This is a genomic window from Pseudocnuella soli (genome assembly GCF_004347775.1).
GTDB lineage: Bacteria > Bacteroidota > Bacteroidia > Chitinophagales > Chitinophagaceae > Flavisolibacter > Flavisolibacter aquaticus.
The window spans coordinates 351,719-375,096 of record NZ_CP037755.1; the positions used below are offsets into that span (position 1 = coordinate 351,719).

Sequence of the window (23,378 nt, forward strand, 5' to 3'; positions counted from 1 at the left end):
GTTTTGCTGTGCTCTGGGCCCGCTTATACAATACTATTTCGCTGCGGGCTATTTGGGGCAAAGGGCTTTGTGGTGGCACACCAGCAGCCGTTTTCTATTTTACTTTTTTGTTTGCCCAAAAAAGTAACAAAAAAGGCACCCGAGATCAAATGACAGCCTGATCTCGGGTTTTGGCCTTGATTAAGCTGTGGTGATACTGTGGTGAAGCGCTGGAAGGCCCGGATTGGGGAATTAGGTTGGGAATGGATGGATGGCAGTTGGGAGTTGGGAATTTGGAGTTCAGAGATAATCGTCAATCGTACAAGCCCCGGTTGACAGATAACAGCAAGTACAGGCACTCACCATTCTCCATTCACGTTTCACGTTTGGCGGTGCCACCATCGCTTGATGGTTATATTGCCCAGTTTACTTACTTTGTAACCTTATACCATAGCTTTTGGCCAACAGCGCTCATGAACCAAAACCCTGAACAGCTTGCCCGCGACCGGATCGACAACCAGCTAACTGCCTGCGGATGGATTTTACAGGACAAGAAATCCTTTAACCTGGCAGCCGGCCTTGGCGTAGGTATCCGTGAGTTAAATACGTCTGTTGGTCCTGCTGATTATGTTTTGTTTGTAAATGGCAAGCCTGTTGGCATTATTGAAGCGAAGCGGGAAGAAGAAGGCGTACGGCTGACAACCGTTGAAGAACAGTCGGCCGAATATGCAGCGGCAAAGTTCAAATACATAACTACCGACCCGCTACCTTTTGTATACGAAAGCACCGGAGAACTCACCCGCTTTACCGACTACCGCGATCCCAAGCCCCGTTCACGTCCGGTATTTACCTTTCACCGGCCACAAACCTTTGAAGCTTTACTCAAAGAAGGAAAAACATTAAGAGCCCGGGTACACGACATACCGCCACTGCAGCCTGATGGCCTAAGAGACTGCCAGGTAACAGCCATCACCAACCTGGAAAAATCATTCCGGGAAGCGAGACCCAAAGCCCTTGTGCAAATGGCTACTGGTAGCGGTAAAACATTTACCGCCATTACATCCATCTATCGCCTCTTAAAGTTTGCAAGGGCCAAGCGCATTCTTTTCCTCGTAAACACCAAGAACCTGGGCGAACAGGCCGAACAGGAATTTAAACGCTTTGAACCGCAGGATGACAACCGCCTTTTTCCCGAGCTCTACGGCGTAACAAGGTTAAGCTCCTCCTTTATTCCACCCGATAGCCAGGTCTACATCAGCACCATCCAGCGCCTTTATTCCATACTCAAAGGAACCGAACTGGATGAACGCGATGAAGAAGAAGACCCTGCAGAAAAGAAGTGGAAACCCAAAGAACCCATGCCCGTGGTGTACAACCAAAAGGTACCGATGGAGTTCTTTGATTTTATTGTGATTGACGAATGCCACCAGAGCATTTACAATTTATGGAAACAGGTGCTCGATTATTTTGATGCGTTTCAAATAGGCCTCACGGCCACACCCGACAACCGCACCTTTGGTTATTTTGACCGGAACATTGTATCCGACTATGGCTATAAAAAAGCCGTGGAAGATGGTGTGCTGGTGCCGTATAATGTGTTCGAAATAGAAACGAAGATCACCAAGGGAGGGTCTAAAATATCCATTGGTGAATACATAGGCCAGCGGGAGAAGCTCACCCGCAAAGAGTTTTGGAACAAACTGGATGAAGACGTTGAATACAGCCAAAAGCAACTGGATGATAAAGTGGTGAACCCAAACCAGATCACCCTTATCATTCAAGCGGTGCGTGACCAGTTGCCCCATATGTTTCCCGACCGCATCGATGCCGAAGGAAAATTTGAAGTGCCCAAAACCCTCATCTTCGCCAAGAGCGACTCCCACGCCGATGACATCATCAACATCGTGCGCCGCGAATTTGCTGAGGAAAACCGCTTTTGTAAAAAAATCACCTACCGCACGGCGGAAGGCCCGGAAAAAGAAGATCCCAAGACCGTGCTGCAGCAGTTTCGCAACTCCTATTATCCACGCATAGCCGTAACGGTAGACATGATCGCCACCGGCACCGATATTCGTCCCCTCGAAGTGCTCCTCTTTATGCGGGACGTAAAAAGCCGCTCATATTACGAGCAGATGAAAGGCCGTGGCACCCGCACCTGCAGCCTCGATGAACTCCGCAGCACCGGCACACCGGCTGCCAAATTCACCAAAGATCATTTTGTGATCATTGACGCCATTGGTGTAGAAAAAAGCCAGAAGACCGACAGCCGCCCACTGGAAAAGAAGCCGGGCATGAGCCTCAAAGAAGTTGTTGAAAGAATAGCGATGGGTCAGAAAGACGAAGAAATGCTTTCCACCCTTGCTAACCGGCTGATACGATTGGATAAACAGATCAGCGAAAAAGAAAAATCCCTCTTTGCTGAAAAGGCCGGAGGCAAAACAATCAACAGTGTGGTCAAAGACCTGCTGAACGCCTACGATCCCGATACGATAGAAAGTCAAAAAGAAAAAGTCAAAAGTCAAAACCCCGAAGCGACCCCCGAACAGTTGGAGACCCTATTCACCACTCACCACTCACAACTCACGGAAGCGGCAACTGCCGTCTTCGACGACTTCGAGCTCCGCCGCTTCCTCATCGATGTGCGTAAAAAATACGACCAGTACATTGACCATATCAACCCCGATGAAATCACCAGCATGGGTTGGATGGCCGACAGCAAGGCCGCAGCCGAAGCCCTGGTGCACGATTTTGAGCTGTGGATAGAAACGCATAAAACGGAGATCACGGCCCTGCAAATCTTTTATGCGCAGCCTTACCGCCGCCGGGAGCTTTCGTACGCCATGCTGAAAGAACTGGCTGAAACCGTGAAGATGCAAAAGCCTGGGCTGGCGCCGCTCCATGTATGGCAGGCCTACGAGCAGTTGGAAATGGTTAGTGGCCGGCCAAAAGGCGAACTGATGGCCCTTGTAGCCCTGGTGCGACGGGTAAGCGGGATGGACGCCACCCTTACAGCCTTTGATAAAACGGTGGACCGCAATTTCCAGGACTGGATCTTCCGCAAGCAGGCCGGCACCCTCAAGTACACCGAAGAACAGGTGCAGTGGCTGCGCATGATAAAGGATTATATCGCCGCCTCCTTTCACCTGGAGCGGGACGATTTTGAGCTCGACCCCTTTAACAAGCAGGGCGGGCTTGGAAAAATGTGGCGCCTGTTTGGCGAAGAAACCGATGCGATTATTAATGAATTAAATGAAAGTTTGGTGGCGTAGAAGGGTGTACCAGGCAGCATTGCTACTATGTAGCGTCTGTTGCGTCGCACTCTTGTACGTTCGGTAACAATATTGAGCAATGAAGGAAGAACAATCGATGAATGGATTACCAAGAGATTGGAGGAGAGTTAAAGTAAATGATGTTTGCTTAAACATTGTTGGCGGCGGTACCCCATCTACGCAAAAGCCTGAATATTGGCAAGGTGATATCCCTTGGATTTCAAGTGCTGACATCTATGGAATTAAAGATCTAAAGCCACGAAGAAAAATCACATTGGAAGCGGTGAAAAATTCTGCAACAAACGTTTTACCAAAAGGTGGAATCGTTGTTGTCACAAGAGTTGGATTAGGTAAACTGGCTGTTGCCCCTTACGAGTTATGTTTTAGTCAGGACAGCCAAGGTTTGATTTTGAAGAAAGACCTGATAAGCACCGAATACGCATTGCTGGTGCTGCATCAAGAGGTTCAAAATTTCAAACACCAAAGCAGAGGAACCACAATCAACGGTGTGACTAAAAAGCAACTTGCGGAGTTAGAAATTGCTTTACCACCATTAGAAATCCAAAAACAACTTGTTTCAAAAATAGATGAACTCTTTAGCGAATTAGATAAAGGCATTGAAGAATTAAAAACAGCACAACAGCAATTAAAAGTTTACCGGCAAGCTGTATTAAAATGGGCTTTTGAAGGAAAGCTAACAAATGAGGAAGTAAAGGATGGTGAGTTGCCGGAAGGATGGAATACATTAAGGTTCAGCCAATTATTTTCAGGAACTCCACAAAATGGGCTTTATAAACCTTCCTCTGAATATGGTTCCGGTACACCAATTATGAGAATAGATGGATTTTACGATGGTCTAATTCTAGATGATTATGAATATAAGAGAGTAAAACTAGCTGCAGCAGAAATTGAAAAATATGAACTATGTGTTGGTGACATACTGATTAATCGTGTAAACAGCATGTCTCACCTAGGTAAGTGCGGACTTGTTAAATCATTGAAAGAGCGAACCGTCTTTGAGAGCAACATCATGAAAGTGCAAGTGAAGACAACTGAGGTTTTACCAGAATATATTACATTCTATTTGTCCTCGAAAAGAGGGGTAAAGGAGCTTACAAAAAATGCCAAGCATGCTGTAAACCAAGCAAGCATTAATCAAACAGACGTATCAAACAGCCTTATTCCAATTTGCTCAATTGAAGAACAACAACAAATCGTTCAGGAAATAGAAAGCCGACTTAGTGTTTGTGATAAGATTGAAGAAACTATAGCTGATAGTCTAAAACAGGCAGAGGCTTTACGGCAAAGTATATTGAAGAAAGCATTTGAAGGAATATTACTTTAAACTTAAAGTCACCAATGATTAAATACGAGGACTTAAAGCTGTGGGATCATCAAAAAGAAGCTATTGCCAAAGCTAAGAACTACTTGGAAAGCACAAATCCAAACAGTTTTTTATTAAAACTCCCAACGGGAGCTGGTAAAACCGGCATCTTTTGCATATTAGCAAGAGTTATGTTCCCGAATAAAAATTTTTTAATTATTGTGCCTTCGGTTGCTCTTAAGCACCAAGTGTATAATGAACTAACTAAAGATTTTTGGTTTAAAGTAGGTGAGGATGAAACTAAATTAGCTTCAAAGGAAGTTCACACATTTACACCGACGGAGTTTGACGAACTTAAGAACAAAATTGATGGAAAATCACATGTTTTAATATGCGTCGTTAATACGATTCATACATTGAAGACAACGTCGCCTGATAACTATAATTTTCTCAAAGCAAATATAGACGTCGTTATATTCGATGAAGGTCATAAAGAGCCTGCTTTTTCATGGGCACTCGCTGTCAGAAATCTGAATAAAAAAACATTATTGTTTACTGCTACTCCGTTTCGAAATGACTTGAAGTTCTTTAATGCAGATAAAGAACAATTTTACTTTTATCCTCATCTTGATGCAATAAATAATAATGTAATCAGAGATGTAAAGTTCAAGGAACTGAAATTTGTCGATGATCCGAAGAAATATATTGCAGAAATAATTAAAACAACTGAAGCAGAGAAACAGAACTTGAAATCTGAAAAAGAGCCGTTAACACCGAAGGTGATAATTCGATGTGATGACAGCGATAAAATTAGAATTATTGTTGATCAACTAAAGAAACATAAGGCAAAAGCTGTAGGGGTACACGAAGACTTCAATAACAAGGAGGGTTTATACAAGGAAATTCCAAGCTCTGATTTACTCAAAGACTATGACTATGTTGTTCATCAATTTAAACTAACTGAAGGTATTGATTACCCAGCTTTCCTAATATTATACATTGTTGACGATTATAAAAACGATAGATCACTTATACAACAGATTGGAAGGATTACAAGGAACGGCACTTTATCGCCACTATCCGACGCGGTTGTTTACTCAGGAAACAAGGCTCGATACGAAAGCATTTGGGAGAATTATCGGAATTATGATAACAATGTCGTCGAGTATAAAAGACTATATGATTTAAGTGATTTTTATTCTGTAAACAAAGAAATAAAGTGGATTTATTTCAATGGCGAATTCAAGGCAGTAAGTAATAAAGACTTAATTGATGAGACAAAAATCAAAGTCCCTGCGAGGGTTACGATAAAGCTAAATCAAAGTCGTTTAACTTTTGATCAAATAAGGCAGAATGTTGAGAATGATATTGAGAAATTTGATTTGATGCCTTTTAAGACAATTACTCTTGCAAACGATGGTTTTCTGATTTTGTTTGAAATATTTAGCAACAGTCCTTACTTAAGCGAAGAAATTTATATTGAAAACAAGTTTGGTTTTTTTCTCTTTTATTTAATCGATGATAAGGTCTATAGCTTCAGCACAGATAACATCTTACCAGATTGCATCAGTGAGATGCCAAACATTGATTATAGTGTACTGCTAAATGCATTAAATGATAGTAAAAGACTTACACGAATAAATCTCATTAACTCCGATATCAGTAGAAATACAGTCCGTGCTTATAATTTATCATCTTATGCGTTAGAGAAGACTCCCATAGGTTTAATGGATCATAATCAAGTAGCAACTTTAACGGAAGGTTTTATAAGAAAAGGTTCTGTTAGAGCAAGAAGATATGTTGGACTTTCAAAGTCCAAGGTATCTGATTATAGCAACGACTATTTATCAATTTCTGATTATTATAAATGGCTAAAAGAGTTAAACGAAAGCTTAAAGACTAAATCTTTCAAGAGTAATTATCTCAGAAGATTTGCTCAAATTGTAAAAAGTCCAACTAACACTCAGGCTGTGCACATTCTCATAGATATAGATGATGACACTTTGAACGATTTTAAATATGACGGGAAATATAAAATTCAAATAGACGAACTCTCAAAAGAAATTTCAAGAAATTCTTTTAAGTTGAAAGTTTTCTATAACAGAACTGAAGTTGAATTCAACTGTGAAATACATTTTGATACCAAAAGTTCAAAATACAAAATCCGTAGTTCTGATTTATCCAAACAGATATTTGACCCTAATACACGTCAGTCCTTAGTTTCATTTTTAAATAAAAACCAGCCTCTAAGAATAGTAACCGAACACAATCAATACTTCTATGCGTTGGGTAATTTTTACTCACCAAAATTAGATTTGTTAAAGCGGGGCGATGATTTAGACATATTGAATCTATTTGAGGCGGTTCCACACTTAGAAAATATAAAGAGCGAGAAGGGAAACAACACAGTCTTATGTCCTACTGCTAAGGCTTGGCACAAAGACACTTTGTTTGGGTTAGTTGTAAGGAAAGGAAATAAGATTGCCGGACTTCAAGAATACTTTGGGTTTGATTATTTAGTCTGCGATGATTTAGATGACGAAAATGCTGACTTTATTGGAATAAACACTAAAAAAGGTGAAAAGCGCATAGTGCTAATTCATGCTAAGGCAGGTGATTCTCGACTTTCTGCAAGCCAATTTCAGGAAGTCTGTGGACAAACAATAAAGAACTTGGATTTATTATCTCCTTTCTACGAAAAAACTCCGCTAAACAAATTTAAAAAGTGGGACAGTCCTTGGAAGGAATCACGAGTTGGTAAGATTGATTCAAGAATCATATTTGGAAAAAAGAATGGCAAAGATCTCTGGGAATTGTATCATAAGCTTCTTTCAGACCCCGATACGAAGAAAGAAGTGTTCATATTAACGGGTTCGCTTTTCTGTAAGGCTGACCTAAAAAGAGAATTACAAAGTAAAAAAACTATTGAAGAAGTTAAGCCTGAAGTAATTCAACTTGTTTATTTAATTAGAAGCACTTGGAGCGCAGTCACGAGTGTGGGTGCCTCATTAAAAATATTCTGTTACTAAATGTCCACCAACCAAATCATATCCAAAGTCTGGTCTTTCTGCAATACCCTTCGTGATGTCTTGAACTATGATTTATTTGATTAAATGAATACTATGAAACAAAATAATCATAGCCACTCAATCAATCATTACAATCATAGTTCAAGACCATGAGCATCGTCAACGAAAAATATCCTGAGAGCGAGCTAACCGGAAAAGTTATTGGTTGTTGTATGGAAGTACATCGCATTCTCGGAAACGGCTTCCAGGAAGTTATTTATCAAAGAGCACTTGCAATAGAATTTAAAACACAAAACATTTCCTTTAGCCGCGAACATGAAATGGACATTTTTTACAAAGGTGAAAACATCGGCACACGGCGGGTTGACTTTTTTGTTGACGGGAAAGTTATGGTAGAACTGAAAGCAATCATCCGGTTGGAAGATGTGCATTTAGCACAAGCCATCAATTACCTGGAGGCCTATGGCTTGCAAACAGGCTTGCTGATCAACTTCGGTGCAAAGAGCCTGGACTTTAAACGGGTTATGAAACCGCTTAAAAAATCATAGCCCATCAAACAATCATTCCAATCACGGTTCAAAGACAATGAGTACACATCAAATTATATCGAAGGTTTGGTCATTTTGTAACACGTTACGAGACGACGGTGTAGGCTATGGCGACTATCTAGAACAGTTAACCTACCTGTTGTTCTTAAAAATGGCCGATGAATACAGCAAGCCGCCGTACAACCGTGCCATCAATATACCCTCGGCCTACAACTGGCAAAGCCTAACCCCTTTGCGGGGTGCGGAGCTGGAAGGGCATTATACCGTGGTGCTTCGGGAGCTGGGAAAAGAAAAAGGGATACTGGGCCAGATATTTACCAAGAGCGGCAACAAGATTCAGGACCCGGCCAAGCTGTATAAGCTGGTGCAGATGATAGACGCCGAGAACTGGGTGCTGATGGGCGCCGATGTAAAAGGCGATATCTACGAAGGCCTGCTGGAGAAGAATGCAGAAGATACAAAGAGCGGCGCCGGCCAGTACTTCACGCCCCGTGCCCTCATCCGGGCCATGGTGGAATGTGTTCGTCCCGAACCGATGAAAACCATTGCCGATCCGGCCTGTGGTACGGGTGGTTTCTTTTTAGCAGCGTATGATTTTATAGTCGCCACGCATAAAGATTTCGACAAAGAAGGAAAGCGCTTTTTAAAGTTCAACACCTTTTGGGGCAACGAGATTGTAGCCGGTACCCGCAGGCTGGCCCTCATGAATTTGTTCCTCCACAACATTGGCGATATCGACAGCGACAACTCCATTTCACCCGCCGATGCACTGATAGCCCCTCCTGCGGAGCGGTACGATTATGTGCTGGCCAATCCACCCTTTGGTAAAAAAAGCAGCCAGACCTTCACCAACGAAGAAGGGGAGCAGGAAAAGGAAGACCTTACGTATAACCGCCAGGACTTCTGGGCCACCACCTCCAACAAGCAACTGAACTTTGTGCAGCACATCCGCTCCATGCTCAAGCCCACCGGCATGGCCGCTGTTGTTATCCCGGACAATGTGCTCTTTGAAGGCGGGGCGGGAGAGACGGTGCGCAAAAAGCTGCTGGAAACAACCGATGTGCATACCATACTTCGTCTGCCCACCGGCATCTTTTACGCCAACGGCGTAAAGGCCAACGTGGTGTTCTTCGACAACAAGCCTTCGAGCAAAGACCCCTGGACAAAAGAGATCTGGTTTTACGATTACCGCACCAATGTGCACCATACGCTGAAGAAGAACCCGCTGAAGCTAAGCGACCTGCAGGATTTTATTACTTGCTATAATCCTTCTAATCGGCATAAACGAAAGGAAACCTGGAGTGCCGAAAACCCGGAAGGACGTTGGAGGAAGTACAGCTATGAAGAGATCATTGCAAGGGATAAAACGTCGCTGGATATTACCTGGCTAAAAGACAAATCACTGGCTGATTTGGATAACCTGCCCGACCCGGATGTGCTGGCGGAGGAGATAGCAGAGAATTTGGAAAGTGCGTTGGGAAGTTTTCGGGAAATTATTGCGCAGTTGAAAAAATGAGGCAAGATTTCGAAGTTTCGCTACGGTATTGGCGCACAGGGCCAGTAGCGCAGACACCAGGCGGGTTTCGTACCAAACAAGGAGTTGCCGGCAGGCTGCATGCACCAGCGCTTTTTCTTTGCTCATCAACACCGGTTGCATCAACCAGTTTTTGATGAGCCGGCAATAAAAGACCATTTCCGTACCGGGCTTTACAGCACCAGTTTGTCCAGCTCTTCCATCATGGTCCTGCGTAGCTTGTACTGCTGGCGAAAGGTTTGCACCAGGTCTTTTACCAATGCATTTCCACCGGCCTGTTTTTGCAGCGCTACAAGCACTTTCCGGATCCGCACATAATGCGCCCGGCCCTGTTGTGCGGCGGCGTATTCCAGCAGCACCTTTTTGTACAGCGCCAATAGTGCTGCAGGGTAAAGGGGCCATAAGTGCTGATCGTACTGCAGCAAAAAATCAATGTTGGCAGCGGCTTCACAGAGGTGCAGCAGTTCGGGCCATAGCTGCTCTTCTACATAAAGCGGCGCCAGGCCCGAAGCAAATGACCAGGGGCCTGCACTCTTTTGTACCATTGCCAGCAGGCGTTGCCGCTGTGGGGGCCACTCTCCTGCCGGAAAGGCTGACCGGTACATGCGGAAGTAGGGAAGCGAATACTGTGTTTCGAGGAACAGATTGAGCGACCATTTGCGGATGCCTTCCACATCCTTACGCTGCTGCGCTATCTGCAATAACCATTCACACCAAAGGGTTTGCTGCCCGATGTTTTGCTGAAGGGCTTCTTCACAAAGCATGGCAGCCTCCGTAATGTTTCCCTGCCGGAGGTGATCCGCTACTACCTGGCGGCGAAAGTCCGGAATGTCGAGGTGCTGTAGCAGCATGGCGCGGGCCTCCTCCGGCCTGCCCATCTTTTGCAGCACCGTGCACTTCCAATGGAGCAAATTTTGCCTGGTGTACTGGCCCATCCAGCCATGCCGGACCGCGCTGGCCTTGCCCAGTTCCGTGTCCACTTCAGTCAGCAGTTGCCGGTACTGTTTTTCCTCCGAAGCAGCGGCTATGGCCAGCTCAAAAAAATCATCGGGCCAGTCCCAACCACGGTATTTTTTCTTTTTTCTTTCCTGCAGGGCCTGTTCAAACAATGCCTCCTTTAAGGCAAAGGGTGCTTCGCTTGTTACTACCCCGTACAGCACATCAAATGCAGCGCTGCTGATGTTGGTTGTATAACCGGCACTGTCATCCATACAGTCAATGATGCCGGCAATTTCTTCTATTAGTGCCATGGCGCCATCAGCTGCTTCGCGGAAAAATCCTTTTGCCAGGTTATTTTCCGCTTCACCGGCCAGCGCCAACAGCGGCTTCATGGCTTTATGGCTATCGGCATATTCTATAAATCCCCGGCGCATATAGGGCTTTATCGCAGCCTGGATGGCCTGGCGGTAGCCTTCTTTACCGGCCCCTCCTTTTTGAGTGAGCAGGTGAATGGTGAGAAAACTTTTAAACTCCCGGCTTTGCGCGGCGTAGGATAGCACCAGGGACAGCAGCTCTTCTTTTGAAAGCTGGTGCAGGGCCGTTTTTATGTCGGGGCCCTCCTTTTTAGCGCGGCCTTTTTTTGCTGCTGTTGCGCCAGCGGCAGGTTTGTTTTCTTCTTCTAGAGCTTCTTCCTGCTGCAGGGCCAGCAAAGCCGCCACGATGTGCTTGCAGATGTCGGCATCATGCGGACAGGTGCAAGTAGCCTTTTGCAGGTCGTTGCCGGACAATTGGATATGAACTGCATAATCGTCGGTTCCCAGCACCAGGGCCTGCCATTTACCTTCGCCCTTGTGGTACAGGTCCGCTACCTGCTGCTGCTGGTAGTATGCCTTGCCCCGCATATAAATTTCGGGCGAAACATGATTTTGTAGCTGCCTGATATCGAACATAAGTAAAACGGGTGTAAAGGTCCCCCTTTCCGAGTAACCGGTTTTGTTTGAAAAAGGATGGGCCTCTGCTTAAAGTAAAAATATTTTCCTGAGTTATGTACAGGCATTCGTGGCCGGTGCGGTTAACGTAAGGCCCGGAGGTAATAACTGTTACATTGAAAGCTGTAAACAACGTTGTGGCATGATGGTACGAAACCGGAAGCACCCGTCTGTACTTTTTTTAATGGACTTGGGGTTTATAGTGGCTGATTGACACAAGGATTTGTCGGGTTCAATGATATTTTTTTGCAGTTGCCTTAAACCCGCCACTCGGTAAGCAACCTGTATGCGCTTTGGTGCCGTCTTTTCGCAATCAAATTAAAATTCCCCGGCTGCTTACAATACTAACTTTTCTTTTCCGCCGCTTTGGGCCAACTTTGGCCCCATGAACGAACACATGGATCAGGCCATCTGCTCTATTGCCCGGGGTGATACCCGCTTGGCGGAAAGCTTTTTCCGCCGCCCCGGTGGCCGCCGTTACTTGGAGCAAATTTCCCTGATCCTGATCAACACGCTGGCGCCGCATGCCACCGAAAAAGAAGAAATGTACCTCGGCTTTGTAGCCGTGCTGGATCAAATGGAGGAGCGGGTGCAACGCCAGTGGGAAGGTGCCGATATATTGGAATCGGCAATACAATCGCCGGGAGGAGAAGAGTAAGGTTCTGCTGCTGGCAACAAAACCTCATTACACAATTAAGTAGTCTTAAAAGCTTGCGTTCTTTAAAAAACCAATCTTATTTTCCGACAGTATCTATATATCGTGCATGCACAACCGAAAAAGTTTATAGTGTTGTCATAATTAAAACCCCACGTATTCAAGTTGTGCTTTTGCCCACTAGAGTTGTCATGGCGAACCCGTTTCGGCATCTCCTACATCTCGTGGATTTTACAAAAGCGGAAGGGGGATGCTGAAACGAGCTTGGCACGACAGGTACTACTGCGCAGGACGCTGCCCTGATCGCGGTTTAGTACTACACTTTAATAAAACAAAAATGCCGTGGTGCAAACCAGCGGCATTTTTTATTGCAAACAAAAAATTTTAAACAACACTTACAACTTCTTACCAAAGCCATAAGCCAGCGTCAGCTCGGCGGAGCGCACCTGATTGTAGTGCCGACGCACCGAGCCCGTTACGGCATCATAGCTCAGGCCCACAGAAAGCTTTTCCCACTCCAATTGCACATACGGGAAAAACGAATCACCGATACGGCTGCCCAGTCCAAACGTGAGGCTCCTCCCCGCTTCTTCGCCAATAGGAAAGCGATAGTCTACCGCTACCTGCTGCACTTCGTGCTGGCCCTGCCATTGCGCATTGGCACGCAGGGTCCACTCGGCGCCTTCGGCATTGATGTAGCCCATTGTTCCTTCGGCCACCTTACGCTGTGGTATGCGGTAGCCATTGCCATAATTGTAGGCACTTTCCTCGGGCCTTGCTGCATGAAACAGCGCACCACCCAGGTGGGCACTCCATTGGGCGCCTTTATAGCTATAGCCGATGCCGGTTTGCACATCCCAATAGCGATGCTTTTGCACCGTTACGGGATCGTGGGCCACACCGCGCATAAACCCAAATGAACCAAAACCATTTTGCATGGTAGCCCCAGATGGATCGAGCAGGCGGTTGGCAAAGGTTCCGAGCAGGCCCACCGAAAGGCTGTGGCGACCGGCCCGGTCCAGCGCATTGCGGTACGCCGCACCAACCGATGCATAGTTGTTTTTTAAAATGCCGCCGTTGCTCACTTCGCTCTGAAAGCTTCCGGCAAGCGTTAAGGCGCTGCCAGGCTGGCTCATATCAATGCGGTGCTCCACGGTAACGGCACCTGTTTTATAAGGCTGTGTGCTGCCACCCCACCATTGCGACCGCATGTTACCCTGCAGGCGCCAGCTGGTGGTTTGTCCTTCGCCGGCAAGGGCGGGATTAATGGCCAGCGGCGAGCGGTGTGCCTGTGAAAAAAACGGGTCTTGGGCCGAAGCCGATTGCTGTATTAGCAGCAGTATGATGGCGGTGGATATTTTGCGCAGATTCATTTTGTTCCGGTTTTTATTGGATATGGAAATAACATTGATTTGGTGCGGAAAGGCCTCCTTAGCGGGCCAGTGTTACCGATCCGCTCCGGGTAATGGGTTTGCCGTTTTTGTCGACGCCGCTCAACACCCAGGTGTATGTAGCCATTGGCTGCACCTGTCCGCCAAACGTACCGTCCCATCCTTCATTCAGGTTGTTGGTTGAAAACACCTGTTTGCCCCATTGGTTATAAATCCTGAACGCGTTCAGGCTGCGCAGCGCCACTGCATTGAGGCGCAGTACATCGTTGATGCCATCGCCATTGGGCGAAAACAGGGTTGGTACAAATACATCAGGGCGTTCAAAAAGGCGCACCAGTACGGTATCCACCACCACGCAACCCGATGCCTCTGTAATGGCCACCTGGTATTTCTGTTCGTTCTGCAGCCTTGTTCGCGGCGCAGGGCTGTTGGCATTGGTGAGGCCGTTGGCTGGCGTCCATTGGTATTTTACACCAAAGCTGCGTGCCTGCAATGGCGTGGCTTCATCTTGCAGCGCATCTACATTGGGCATGCGTTGCGCAGTATGCTCGGGGTTGGCTACCCGCAGTGTGCCATCTATATAGTTAAATGTATAGTTGGCAGCAGCAGCACCGCTGGCGTTAATGGCATAGTTGCCTGCAACACTGGTGTTGTTTGCGGCGGTAGTTAGTGTTGGTGCTGTTTGCAGCACCGAAGCATTTTCACCCCTAACAAAGCCGGTGATGGTGTAAGTAAATTCAGGATTGGTGTAGCCCACGCAGCGTACTTTATCTGCCGCTTTTACAGTAAGCACCTTAGGTGCAACAGTAAGCGATGCAGTGATGGTGCCGCCGTTGTAATTGGCTGTTGCCGCCTGTGTTGCGGTGATCACTACCGTGCCTGCCCCGCGGATCGTTGCCTGCGTACCCGAAACTGTTGCCACCGCACCGTTGGCGCTGGTGTAGGTAAATGTGCCGGGACTGGTTGATGTTGGTTTAGCCAATGCAAAGGCAGCATCGCCATAGGTTTTGGCCAGGTTTTCAAAATTGGCGAGCACCGGGGCCGCCTTCGCTACAGTGATGGTGGCATTAACCGATGCACTGTTATAATTGGCATCTGCAGCTTGCGTAGCAGTGATAGTGGCGGTACCTGCACCTACAATAGTGATGGTATTTCCCGACACAGTAACCACGGCCTTATTGCTGCTGGTATAGGTAAATACACCCGTGCTGGCTGACTGTGGCTGTTGCAGGTTAAATACTGCATCGCCATAGGTCTTGTCCAGGTTTTGGAAACCAGTGATTGCAGGTGTTGCTTTTGCTACGGTAAGCGTTGTAGCAACACTGCCCTGCAGGTAATTGTTGTCAGATGCCTGTGTAGCTGTGATGGTAGCAGTACCTGCGCCAATAATTGTTACCGTGGTTCCATTAACTGTTGCTACCGCAGTATTGCTGCTGCTGTAAGTAAATGCGCCTGTGCTGTTCGATGTTGGTGCTACCAGCGCAAATGCTGCATCGCCATAGGTTTTATTGATGGCTGCAATGGTGTCGATGGCCGGAGCTGCTTTTGCTACCGTGATGGTTGCAGTAACCGATGCAGCTTTGTAGTTCGCTGTTTCGGCCTGTGTTGCTGTAATGGTGGCGTTGCCTGCACCGGTGATGGTTACCGTGTTGGCGTTGATGCCGGCCACACCAGCATTGCTGCTGGTATAAGTAAACGATCCGTTGCTGGCACTTGTTGGTGCAGTAAGCTCAAACGCAGCATCACCATATATTTTGTTGATGGGTGCAAATGCACTCAATACCGGAGTGGCTTTGCCAACAGTGAGCACAGCGGTAGCAGTGGCAGCATTGTAGTTATCGGTTGCTGCCTGCGTAACAGTGATCGTTGTTGTGCCTGCGCCTGCAATAGTAACCGTGCCACCATTGATTGTAGACACCGAAGCATTGCCGCTGGTATAGCTAAAGCCGCCATTGCTGATGCTTGCCGGTGCAGTCAATACAAACGGTGCATCGCCATAGGTTTTATTCAATGCAACAAAACCGCCAAGCACAGGGTTGGCCTTGGCTACAGTAAGTGTAGCAGTAACCGAACCGGAAAGATAATTGGCATCGGCGGCCTGTACTGCAGTGATCACTGCGGTGCCTGCACCTATAATGGTAATGGTGTTGCCATTTACTGTAGCCACAGCGTTGTTACTACTGGTGTAGGTAAATGCACCCGTGCTGTTCGAGGTGGGCGCAGTCAACTGAAATGGTGCGTCGCCGTATGTTTTATTCAGCGCTGCAAAGCCCGAGATCGTTGGGTTTTTGAGTACGGTAAAATTGCCGGTGGTGATAGAGGTGCCACCCGCGGTTGTAATTTTTATTTTACCCGTAGTATTGTTGTTGGCCACTACTGCCGTAATGGAAGTAGCACTTACCACGGTAAACGAGTTAACCGCTACATCATTGATGGAAACCGCGGTAGCACCGGTAAGGTTGGTGCCGGTAATGGTAATGGTGGCGCCAGCAAGTGCCGACGTTGGTGTAAACGATGTAATGGCCGGGGGCAGTGCCGAACTAAACGATGCACTGCTGGTGCCGGTGCCTGCTGCAGTGGTTACAGCAATGGCACCATTGATGGTACCTGCCGGTACGGTGGCAACAATACGTGTGTTGCTTTGCACGGTAAAACCGGTTACAGGAACGCCACCAATACTTACGGCAGTAGCGCCGGTAAAGTAACTACCATCAATGGTAATGGTGGTGCCTGCCGGCCCACTGGTTGGACTAAAGGAACTGATCACTGGCTTTTGCGCATTTACCGTAAGGGTAAATGTTTTGGGCGTTGCCAGGTACAAACCCGAAGCCGCCTGCGTGGCGGTAATAGTAGTATTTCCTACACCAACAATGGTAACGGTATTGCCGCTTATGGTAGCCACTGCGCTATTGCTGCTGGTATAGGTAAATGCACCCGAACTGTTCGATGTTGGATCGGTCAATTGAAATGGTGCGTCGCCCACATTTTTAGTAAGATTGCTTACCGTAAAAGTAGAAGGACCATAGACCGTTACATTAAAGTTTTGCAGTGTTGCAGTAGTTCCGTTGTCGGCTTTGATGGAAACTGCGTGTACACCGATGTTATTAATTGTAGGCGTACCCGAGATTGTGGCGCCTGTTTGCAGTTTGTGCACCTGACTAGACTCCTCAAGCCCAAAAACCAATGCACCTCCCGGAGTCAGGGACATACCCCATACAATTTGGTTGCCTGACCAAGCACTCGTGTATGTACTTAAATCAGGCGTGTATTTACGGACAAAGCCGTAGCCGCTCACATATACATAGCCATTTGCATCAACCTTTACATCACTTGCACTGCTTGGCAACGTGATTTTTTCAATCAATGTACTTTGCGGATTAGCAACCGAGGGATTTATGGTGTATACTTTTGAATAGCTCCAACTTGCAGCATACAGCAAACCGGACTGATTGAAGCCCAAACCAAAGACATCATATAGCGTTGCTACATCAGTGGTTGTCTTACTAGCTAAATTATGCCTTCGAATTTTCCCCGCCCCATAGTCGGCTATATATATAAAACCATCCCTATATGCCATTGATAAGGGATTATACAAAACTCCTTGAGCTACTACAGTTGTTTCTGTGGGCGTACCGGTGAGGTTTATTTTGGTGATGGAACCATTACCATAATTTTGATTGTCATAAAAGTTGGAAACGTACAGGTCATTTCCATGTACCATCATAGCATAGATATAAACCCCTCTGTTTTTGAACCAAGGAGTGGTGGTGCCATCCGGCGTTATTTTGTAGATCTGTTGACCGGTAAGGTCTGCCACATAAACATTTCCTGAGGCATCCCCCGCAATTCCTCCTGGATGACTAACTGCGCCACCAAACTGGGTTGATGTACTTTGCCCCGAGCTGCTAAATGTAAGCCATGAAGGAACAGTAACGGGGCTGATTGTTAGCGGCTTATTAGATGGCTCTGTTGCAGATGCGCCATAGGTATACGGCTGCCCAACTGTAGCGGTAGTAACAGGCGTACTGTTAAACGTTGGCCCTTGTGCAGTGGCAAAAAAAGCGGCAAATAGCAGGATAAAAGTAGTGGCCAGCTTGAGGCTGGTGGCCGGCGCATTGCTGTACAGGAATTGGCGCACAGCAGCCTTTACTACCCGGAGGTAAGTGGTCATCATAAGCAGAATGGATCTATACGTTTATTAAAGGATATTGGTTAAGCTAGTGCTAGCTGTATGGAGCGGGGTGTTGATACACGTACATCACAAATCAATGCAACAACGGTATTTGGTGCGGCAAAGAAATAATAAAACAGAAATGCAATAAGCAGGGCGCATCAGTTATTTAAACAATTAAGTGATTGCTCCTATAACTACTTAGCTTAAGCGCTTTTATAATGGCATCACATAAAATATTTGCACAAACTGTAGTTGGGAAATAAATAAAAATTTCATCACGTTATCGATTATCGAAAGCAATGCATGCATTCAGGTGGATCAAATTTAATAAAGCTGCCATGTAACCATCAAGGTTGCTTAGTAATGGTTAAATTGCCCTTGGTCAATTCAATATTTAAAATACTTTTTACAACACTATATGGCTGAAACCATTCAACCGCTGGGCCGCACCGAGTTTGGCAACCCCGCCGATAAAGACAACGTGCTTACCGAAACGGAAGCCTTCGAGCTGCTGCACCAATGGGTGGAAAACGACCGGCTGCGCCTGCACATGAAACAGGTGGCCGCAGTAATGAAAGCATGGGCTTTGCAGCGGGAAGGCCTACCCGAAAATGAGGCACACAAATGGTGGCTGGCCGGGCTGCTGCACGATGCCGATTGGGAAAAGCACCCCACCGAACATTGCCGCATCATTGTGGAAGAATTGGAGCGCCGTCATATTGATCCGTCCATTATCCGCTGTATTGCTTCGCATGGGCCGCGCCATTTTGGTGTGGAGCCCGAAAGCAGCATGGAAAAAATGATCTATGTGTTCGACGAGCTTTCCGGCTTTATACATGCCGCTGCACTGGTGCGGCCGCAGCGCTACGATGGCATGGATATAAAAAGCGTGCAGAAAAAATTAAAAACGCCTGCATTTGCCGCACAGGTTAGCCGCGAGGATATTATGGATGCGTTGAGCCGCACTTCGCTCACATTGGATGAGGTCATCATTTTTATCATAGAACACCAGCAGCATGTGCAATGATGCAAAAAGCATCGATATTTTTGGTATGATCAAACACAAGTGGCATCTAATAACATTGTTGCTTGTTTAACCGGTTAGTGCGTTGCATTCAATGCTCCCATTCATGAAAAAATTCCTGCTCCTACTGCTGGTGTTGATGTTGGCGGTCTTTGCTTTTTTGCTGTTTTTTATCCCTGCACAACAAACCATTTCGGGCACCATAGCTATTGATAACAAACCGGCATCGGTGGCACGGGTGCTGCAGCAACCAGAGCAATGGCACAAGTGGTGGCCAGGCACCGTACGCAATGGGGAATACTTTATGGACGAGCATGCATTTGTTGTTACAAAGGAGCTATACAATAACACGGTGGTGCACATCCGCTCCGCAAAAGACAGCATCGCCAGCCTTATTACCATGATGCCGGTAAACAAAGGCACTGTTGTAAAATGGGAATACACCACCAATAAAGCCGGTAACCTGTGGCAGCGGTTTAGCCAATGGCGGACAGCAAATGCAGTGGAAGAAAAGATGGATCAAATCCTGAACAGCATGCAGGCATTTGCATTGTCTGATACAAATATTTACGGCCTCGACATTGCCTTGCAAACCATTACCGATACTGCATTTGTAGCACTCCGATTTCAAACAGCGCAGTATCCCACCACTACCGACATATATAACAAAGTTGCCAAATTGCAACAATACATTAGCCAACAAGGTGCTGCTGCAACCAACGCCCCAATCCTGCATGTAAGCAAGAGTGCCAATGGTAATTTCGAAAGCATGGTGGCCGTTGCCACCAGCCGCACACTACCGGCAAAAGATTCCATCATGTATAAAGCCATGGTGCGGGGAAATGTATTGGTTGCTACTGTCAACGGCGGACAGGCTACCGTGGAGCAGGCATTGGTGCAATTGGATCATTATGCACAGGATAAGGACCTGCGGGCACCGGCTATTCCGTTTGCCCTATTGGTTACCGATCGGCTGCAACAACCTGATACGGCGAAGTGGGTAACAAAGGTTTATTACCCGGTATATTGAGCGATCCCTGAATTATGTGGTGCTTCTAATACTCAAACGCTATCAAGTTTGCTTTTGAACATTGGGGTTGCCGCCCGCTAGCATTACCCAAAGGGCCACCGCCACCCAACTGCCCGCCTGTTTCATTACCCTGAATTTCATCGCTGGCTCCAATTTTATTGATTGCGCCGCTGCGCGGTTTGCGCCTGCTGCAGGTTGTACAACACCGGCCGGTCGCCGTTTTGCAAAAACAACAGCGATACGCCATTGCGCCGCCTGATGGGTGCAATATCCCGCACCTGGCCCCGCACCGCCACACCGGAGGTTTTCGCATCCAACAACTTAAACTTGCCGCCTTCGTTCATCAGCACCCAGCCGTAAGATCCATCGAGCCGCGAAAACTGCGGCAGGAGGCCAAACTCGTTGCCGCCCAGCACCAGGTCGGGGCGGCCATCGCCGTTGAAGTCGGTGGTAGCAATAGCCCGCACCGAAGAAAGCTGTACGGGCATGGGCAGCGGCTGGATGGTAAATTTTCCCCCACCGTCGTTGCGGGCGACACAGGAGGCTGCATACACAAATTGCTTAACCGTGCTTTTCTTGAGCAGCGGCTCGGAAAAAAGATCCTGGACCGATTTGCGGGCAAAATCTTCGTGCTTGAGGTTGCCCTTGCGTAGCGAAACCACCTGGTCGGTGAGGTCGCGTTTCAGAAACACTGGCATGTCGCGGGCATCCACGGTTCGGGAAATGACTTTGTCCACCACGCCATTGCCGTCAAAATCGTTGATCCAAAGTTTTACCGGCTCTTTAGCAGAGGGTTGCAGGTAAAAGTTTTCACCAATATTGCCCAGCACTAAATCTTCGTCGCCATCGCCGTCGAGGTCGGCTGCGGCGGCCGTTTGCCACCAGCCTTCCAAGGCGGCCAGATCGGTGGCTATTTCCTGTATGCCGTTTGAAGAAACCGAAAATGCTTTGGGCGCCATCCATTCGCCGGTCACCACTAGTTGTTTTTTACCATCACCGGTAATATCTATCCACACGGCACCGGTGATCATGCCCATGCGCAGTTGTTTGTTGTTTACGGGCAGTGGGGTAAATCGGCCGGTACCGTCGTTTACCAAAAAGGCGCTTTGCGGGTCGAGGCCATAGTTTTCTACAATGTTGCGGGCACCTACAAACAAGTCCAGGTCGCCGTCGCCATCCCAATCGTGGGGCGCAATAACCGAAGTGTTGACGTTGGAAGCGGGCAGTGCACCTTCAACAAAACGAAACCCTCCGCTACCGTCGTTCTGATACAAACGATTGTTGAGGCTGCCGGCATCCTGGCGGTTACCGCCCGAGCCCACCAACAGGTCAGCGTCGCCATCGCCATCGCAATCAAAAAAAACGGCCGCTACATCTTCAGATGCGGCATGGGGCAAAAAGCCGAGTACTTGTTTTTTTACAAAACCACCCGCCGTTTGCAGATACAACTGGCCCGCCTGCCCCGATGCGCCGCCAATGAATATATCCTCCAAGCCATCGCCGTTTACATCGGCCGCGGCTGCCTTGGGCCCTTCCCGCGATAGCAAAACCGGTATATTCCGTTCATTGTAAAAATCCACGTACTGGTCTTCTACATGGCGCTCAAAAACATGGCTAACAGTATCGAACATTGGAGCCGGGGCCGGCTGCACCGCCAGAACCCGCGGGGTTGCATTGTCCTGTTTCAGGCCGTGCACTTTGTTTAGTTCCGGCTTTTGCAGCACGGTTACCGCACCGCCAGGCCACAACACCTGCGCCGAATCTACCGCAGCATTTTTACCCAGCCCAATAACTGCCCGGTAATCAACCGACGACTGGAAACTCCTGCTGGGCACCAGTTCGCGGGTTTGCACACCGCTATTTGTAAACACTTTAATGGTGCTGCCAATAGCAAAACTGTTGGCGCCTGTGCCTTTTAGCTGAAAGGCAATATAGTTGTTGCCGGTTTGCTCCCTTGCTGCATTGCGGTACACAAATGCGGGCATGTTTACATTGTTCACCACCAGGTCCAGGTCGCCGTCGTTGTCGAGGTCGCCGTAGGCTGCGCCGTTGGAAAAAGAAGGCTGGTCGAGGCCCCAAGCCCCTTCTTCCGAAGAAAATTTCAGGGCGCCGCGGTTGCGGAACATTTTATTGGCAATAGGCCGCGAGGGCATCCGGTCGATGATCTGGTCCACATCGCTTTTTTGACCCGTCATCACCATTTCCTGGATCATTTCGTTGGCGAAAAAATCAATAAAATCCTGGTCGGTAATGTCGTGCCTGATGCCGTTGCTTACAAAAATGTCGGAAAGGCCGTCGTTGTCGGCGTCAAACATAAGGCCGCCCCAGCTCCAGTCGGTGGCTGCCACGCCGCTGTAAAACGCCGTTTCCACAAACTTGCCGCTGCCATCGGCCACCTGCAAACAGTTTTGCTGAAACTGGTTGTAAAAACCGGAGCGCAGCTTGAGTTGGGTTACGTCCCAGCTTTCGAACGATGTGGTGGTGCGCAGGCGCAGGTCGTTGCCAGGCAGCATATCGGTGGTAAAAATATCGAGGTGCCCGTCGTTGTTGATGTCGCCAATATCGGCACCCATCGAAAAGTTGGACACATGCTGCATCCGGTTTTCGAGGTCTTCTTTAAAAGTGCCGTCCTGCTGGTTAATGTAGAGGTAGTCGCGTTCAAAAAAGTCGTTCGAAATGTATAGGTCGGGGTAGCCGTCGCCGTTGATATCGCCCACCGTTACACCGAGCCCAAACCCGATCAGCGAGCCATAAATATGGGCGGCTTCGCTTACATCCACGTATTTGCCGCCATCGTTGCGCAGCAGTTTGTCGCCACCACCTTTTACCGCCTCGGGCACATCCCAGTGTTCGGCCCGCAGTTCCCGCTTATTGGCGTAATTGAGCGTATTTACCGGTATAAAGCTGTTTTTCAGCACATAGCAATCGAGGTCGCCATCCAGGTCATAGTCGAAAAAAGCAGCGTGGGTGGTGTAGCCGCTTTCGGCCAGGCCGTATTGCTTTGCCGCCTCGGTAAAAGTTCCGTTGCGGTTGTTGATGTACAGTTCGTTTTCGTTGGAAATGCCCTGCTGGTAGCCGGCATTGCACACATAAATGTCCAGCCAGCCATCGGCATTTATATCTGCCATCACCACGCCGGTGCCCCAGCGGCCGCTGTTGCGGATGCCGGCCTTTTCAGAAATGTCATCAAACTTGAAATTGCCCTTGTTTAAATATAGCTTGTTGGCGCCCATATTGGCGGTAAAAAACACATCGCCCAGGCCATCGTTGTTGATGTCGCCAATGGCCACGCCGCCACCGTTGTAAAAATTGCGGTATTGAAAAATATTGAACTCCTGTGTGTTGCGGATGTTGTTGGCAAAATCGATCCCGGTGTTTTTTTCCAGCACAAAAAGCGTGTCCTGTTGCGGTTTGCCACAGGAAAAAAGGATCAACAAGGCAAGCCACCAGGTCTTATTCATACAGCACATAGTCTTGTTCGTAATTACAAGAA

Annotated in this window: 12 protein-coding genes; 8 read left to right on the top strand and 4 right to left on the bottom strand. The window is 47.6% G+C overall.

Annotated elements, in window-relative coordinates; translation table 11 throughout:
* The first annotated feature begins 452 nt into the window (after positions 1-452).
* From EPD17_RS01510 to EPD17_RS01530, 5 genes are all read left to right on the top strand, one after another.
* Positions 453-3,248: a type I restriction endonuclease subunit R gene (locus EPD17_RS01510; RefSeq protein WP_132051170.1), complete on the top strand. Its 2,796-nt coding sequence runs from the start codon at positions 453-455 to the stop codon at positions 3,246-3,248.
* A gap of 79 nt (positions 3,249-3,327) precedes the next feature.
* Complete coding sequence (locus EPD17_RS01515) at positions 3,328-4,593, top strand: restriction endonuclease subunit S (RefSeq protein ID WP_132051172.1); 1,266 nt, start codon at positions 3,328-3,330, stop codon at positions 4,591-4,593.
* Between the two features lie 14 nt (positions 4,594-4,607).
* Positions 4,608-7,601, top strand: a complete 2,994-nt coding sequence (locus EPD17_RS01520; protein ID WP_132051174.1) for a DEAD/DEAH box helicase — start codon at positions 4,608-4,610, stop codon at positions 7,599-7,601.
* A gap of 149 nt (positions 7,602-7,750) precedes the next feature.
* Positions 7,751-8,149, top strand: coding sequence for a GxxExxY protein (locus EPD17_RS01525; RefSeq protein ID WP_132051176.1), 399 nt, complete (start codon positions 7,751-7,753; stop codon positions 8,147-8,149).
* A 37-nt stretch (positions 8,150-8,186) separates the two neighbouring features.
* Positions 8,187-9,665 carry a class I SAM-dependent DNA methyltransferase gene (locus EPD17_RS01530; protein ID WP_132051178.1) on the top strand — a complete coding sequence of 493 codons (1,479 nt, stop codon included), beginning with the start codon at positions 8,187-8,189 and terminating at the stop codon, positions 9,663-9,665.
* 191 nt (positions 9,666-9,856) lie between these two features.
* On the opposite strand, the gene EPD17_RS01535 is transcribed toward EPD17_RS01530, so the two are convergent.
* Positions 9,857-11,572, bottom strand: a complete 1,716-nt coding sequence (locus tag EPD17_RS01535; RefSeq protein WP_132051181.1) for an SWIM zinc finger family protein — start codon at positions 11,570-11,572, stop codon at positions 9,857-9,859.
* Between the two features lie 424 nt (positions 11,573-11,996).
* Between EPD17_RS01535 and EPD17_RS01540 the strand changes: the two genes are divergently transcribed.
* Entirely contained in the window at positions 11,997-12,269 is a 273-nt protein-coding gene (locus tag EPD17_RS01540; protein WP_132051183.1) for a hypothetical protein, read from the top strand.
* A gap of 392 nt (positions 12,270-12,661) precedes the next feature.
* Here the strand turns inward: EPD17_RS01540 and EPD17_RS01545 are convergent, their stop codons facing one another.
* Together EPD17_RS01545 and EPD17_RS01550 are read right to left on the bottom strand one after the other, a co-directional pair.
* Positions 12,662-13,639, bottom strand: coding sequence for a PorP/SprF family type IX secretion system membrane protein (locus EPD17_RS01545; protein WP_132051185.1), 978 nt, complete (start codon positions 13,637-13,639; stop codon positions 12,662-12,664).
* A gap of 58 nt (positions 13,640-13,697) precedes the next feature.
* Positions 13,698-17,831: an MBG domain-containing protein gene (locus EPD17_RS01550; RefSeq protein WP_132051187.1), complete on the bottom strand. Its 4,134-nt coding sequence runs from the start codon at positions 17,829-17,831 to the stop codon at positions 13,698-13,700.
* Positions 17,832-18,249: 418 nt separating this feature from the next.
* Between EPD17_RS01550 and EPD17_RS01555 the strand changes: the two genes are divergently transcribed.
* Both EPD17_RS01555 and EPD17_RS01560 read left to right on the top strand, forming a co-directional pair.
* A complete protein-coding gene (locus EPD17_RS01555) occupies positions 18,250-18,858 on the top strand; it encodes an HD domain-containing protein (RefSeq protein ID WP_132051189.1) in 609 nt (202 codons plus the stop codon).
* 103 nt (positions 18,859-18,961) lie between these two features.
* Entirely contained in the window at positions 18,962-19,885 is a 924-nt protein-coding gene (locus EPD17_RS01560; RefSeq protein ID WP_132051191.1) for a hypothetical protein, read from the top strand.
* A 155-nt stretch (positions 19,886-20,040) separates the two neighbouring features.
* Here EPD17_RS01560 and EPD17_RS01565 read toward each other — a convergent pair whose 3' ends face one another.
* Entirely contained in the window at positions 20,041-23,346 is a 3,306-nt protein-coding gene (locus EPD17_RS01565) for an FG-GAP-like repeat-containing protein (RefSeq protein ID WP_204743252.1), read from the bottom strand.
* Positions 23,347-23,378 lie beyond the last annotated feature (32 nt).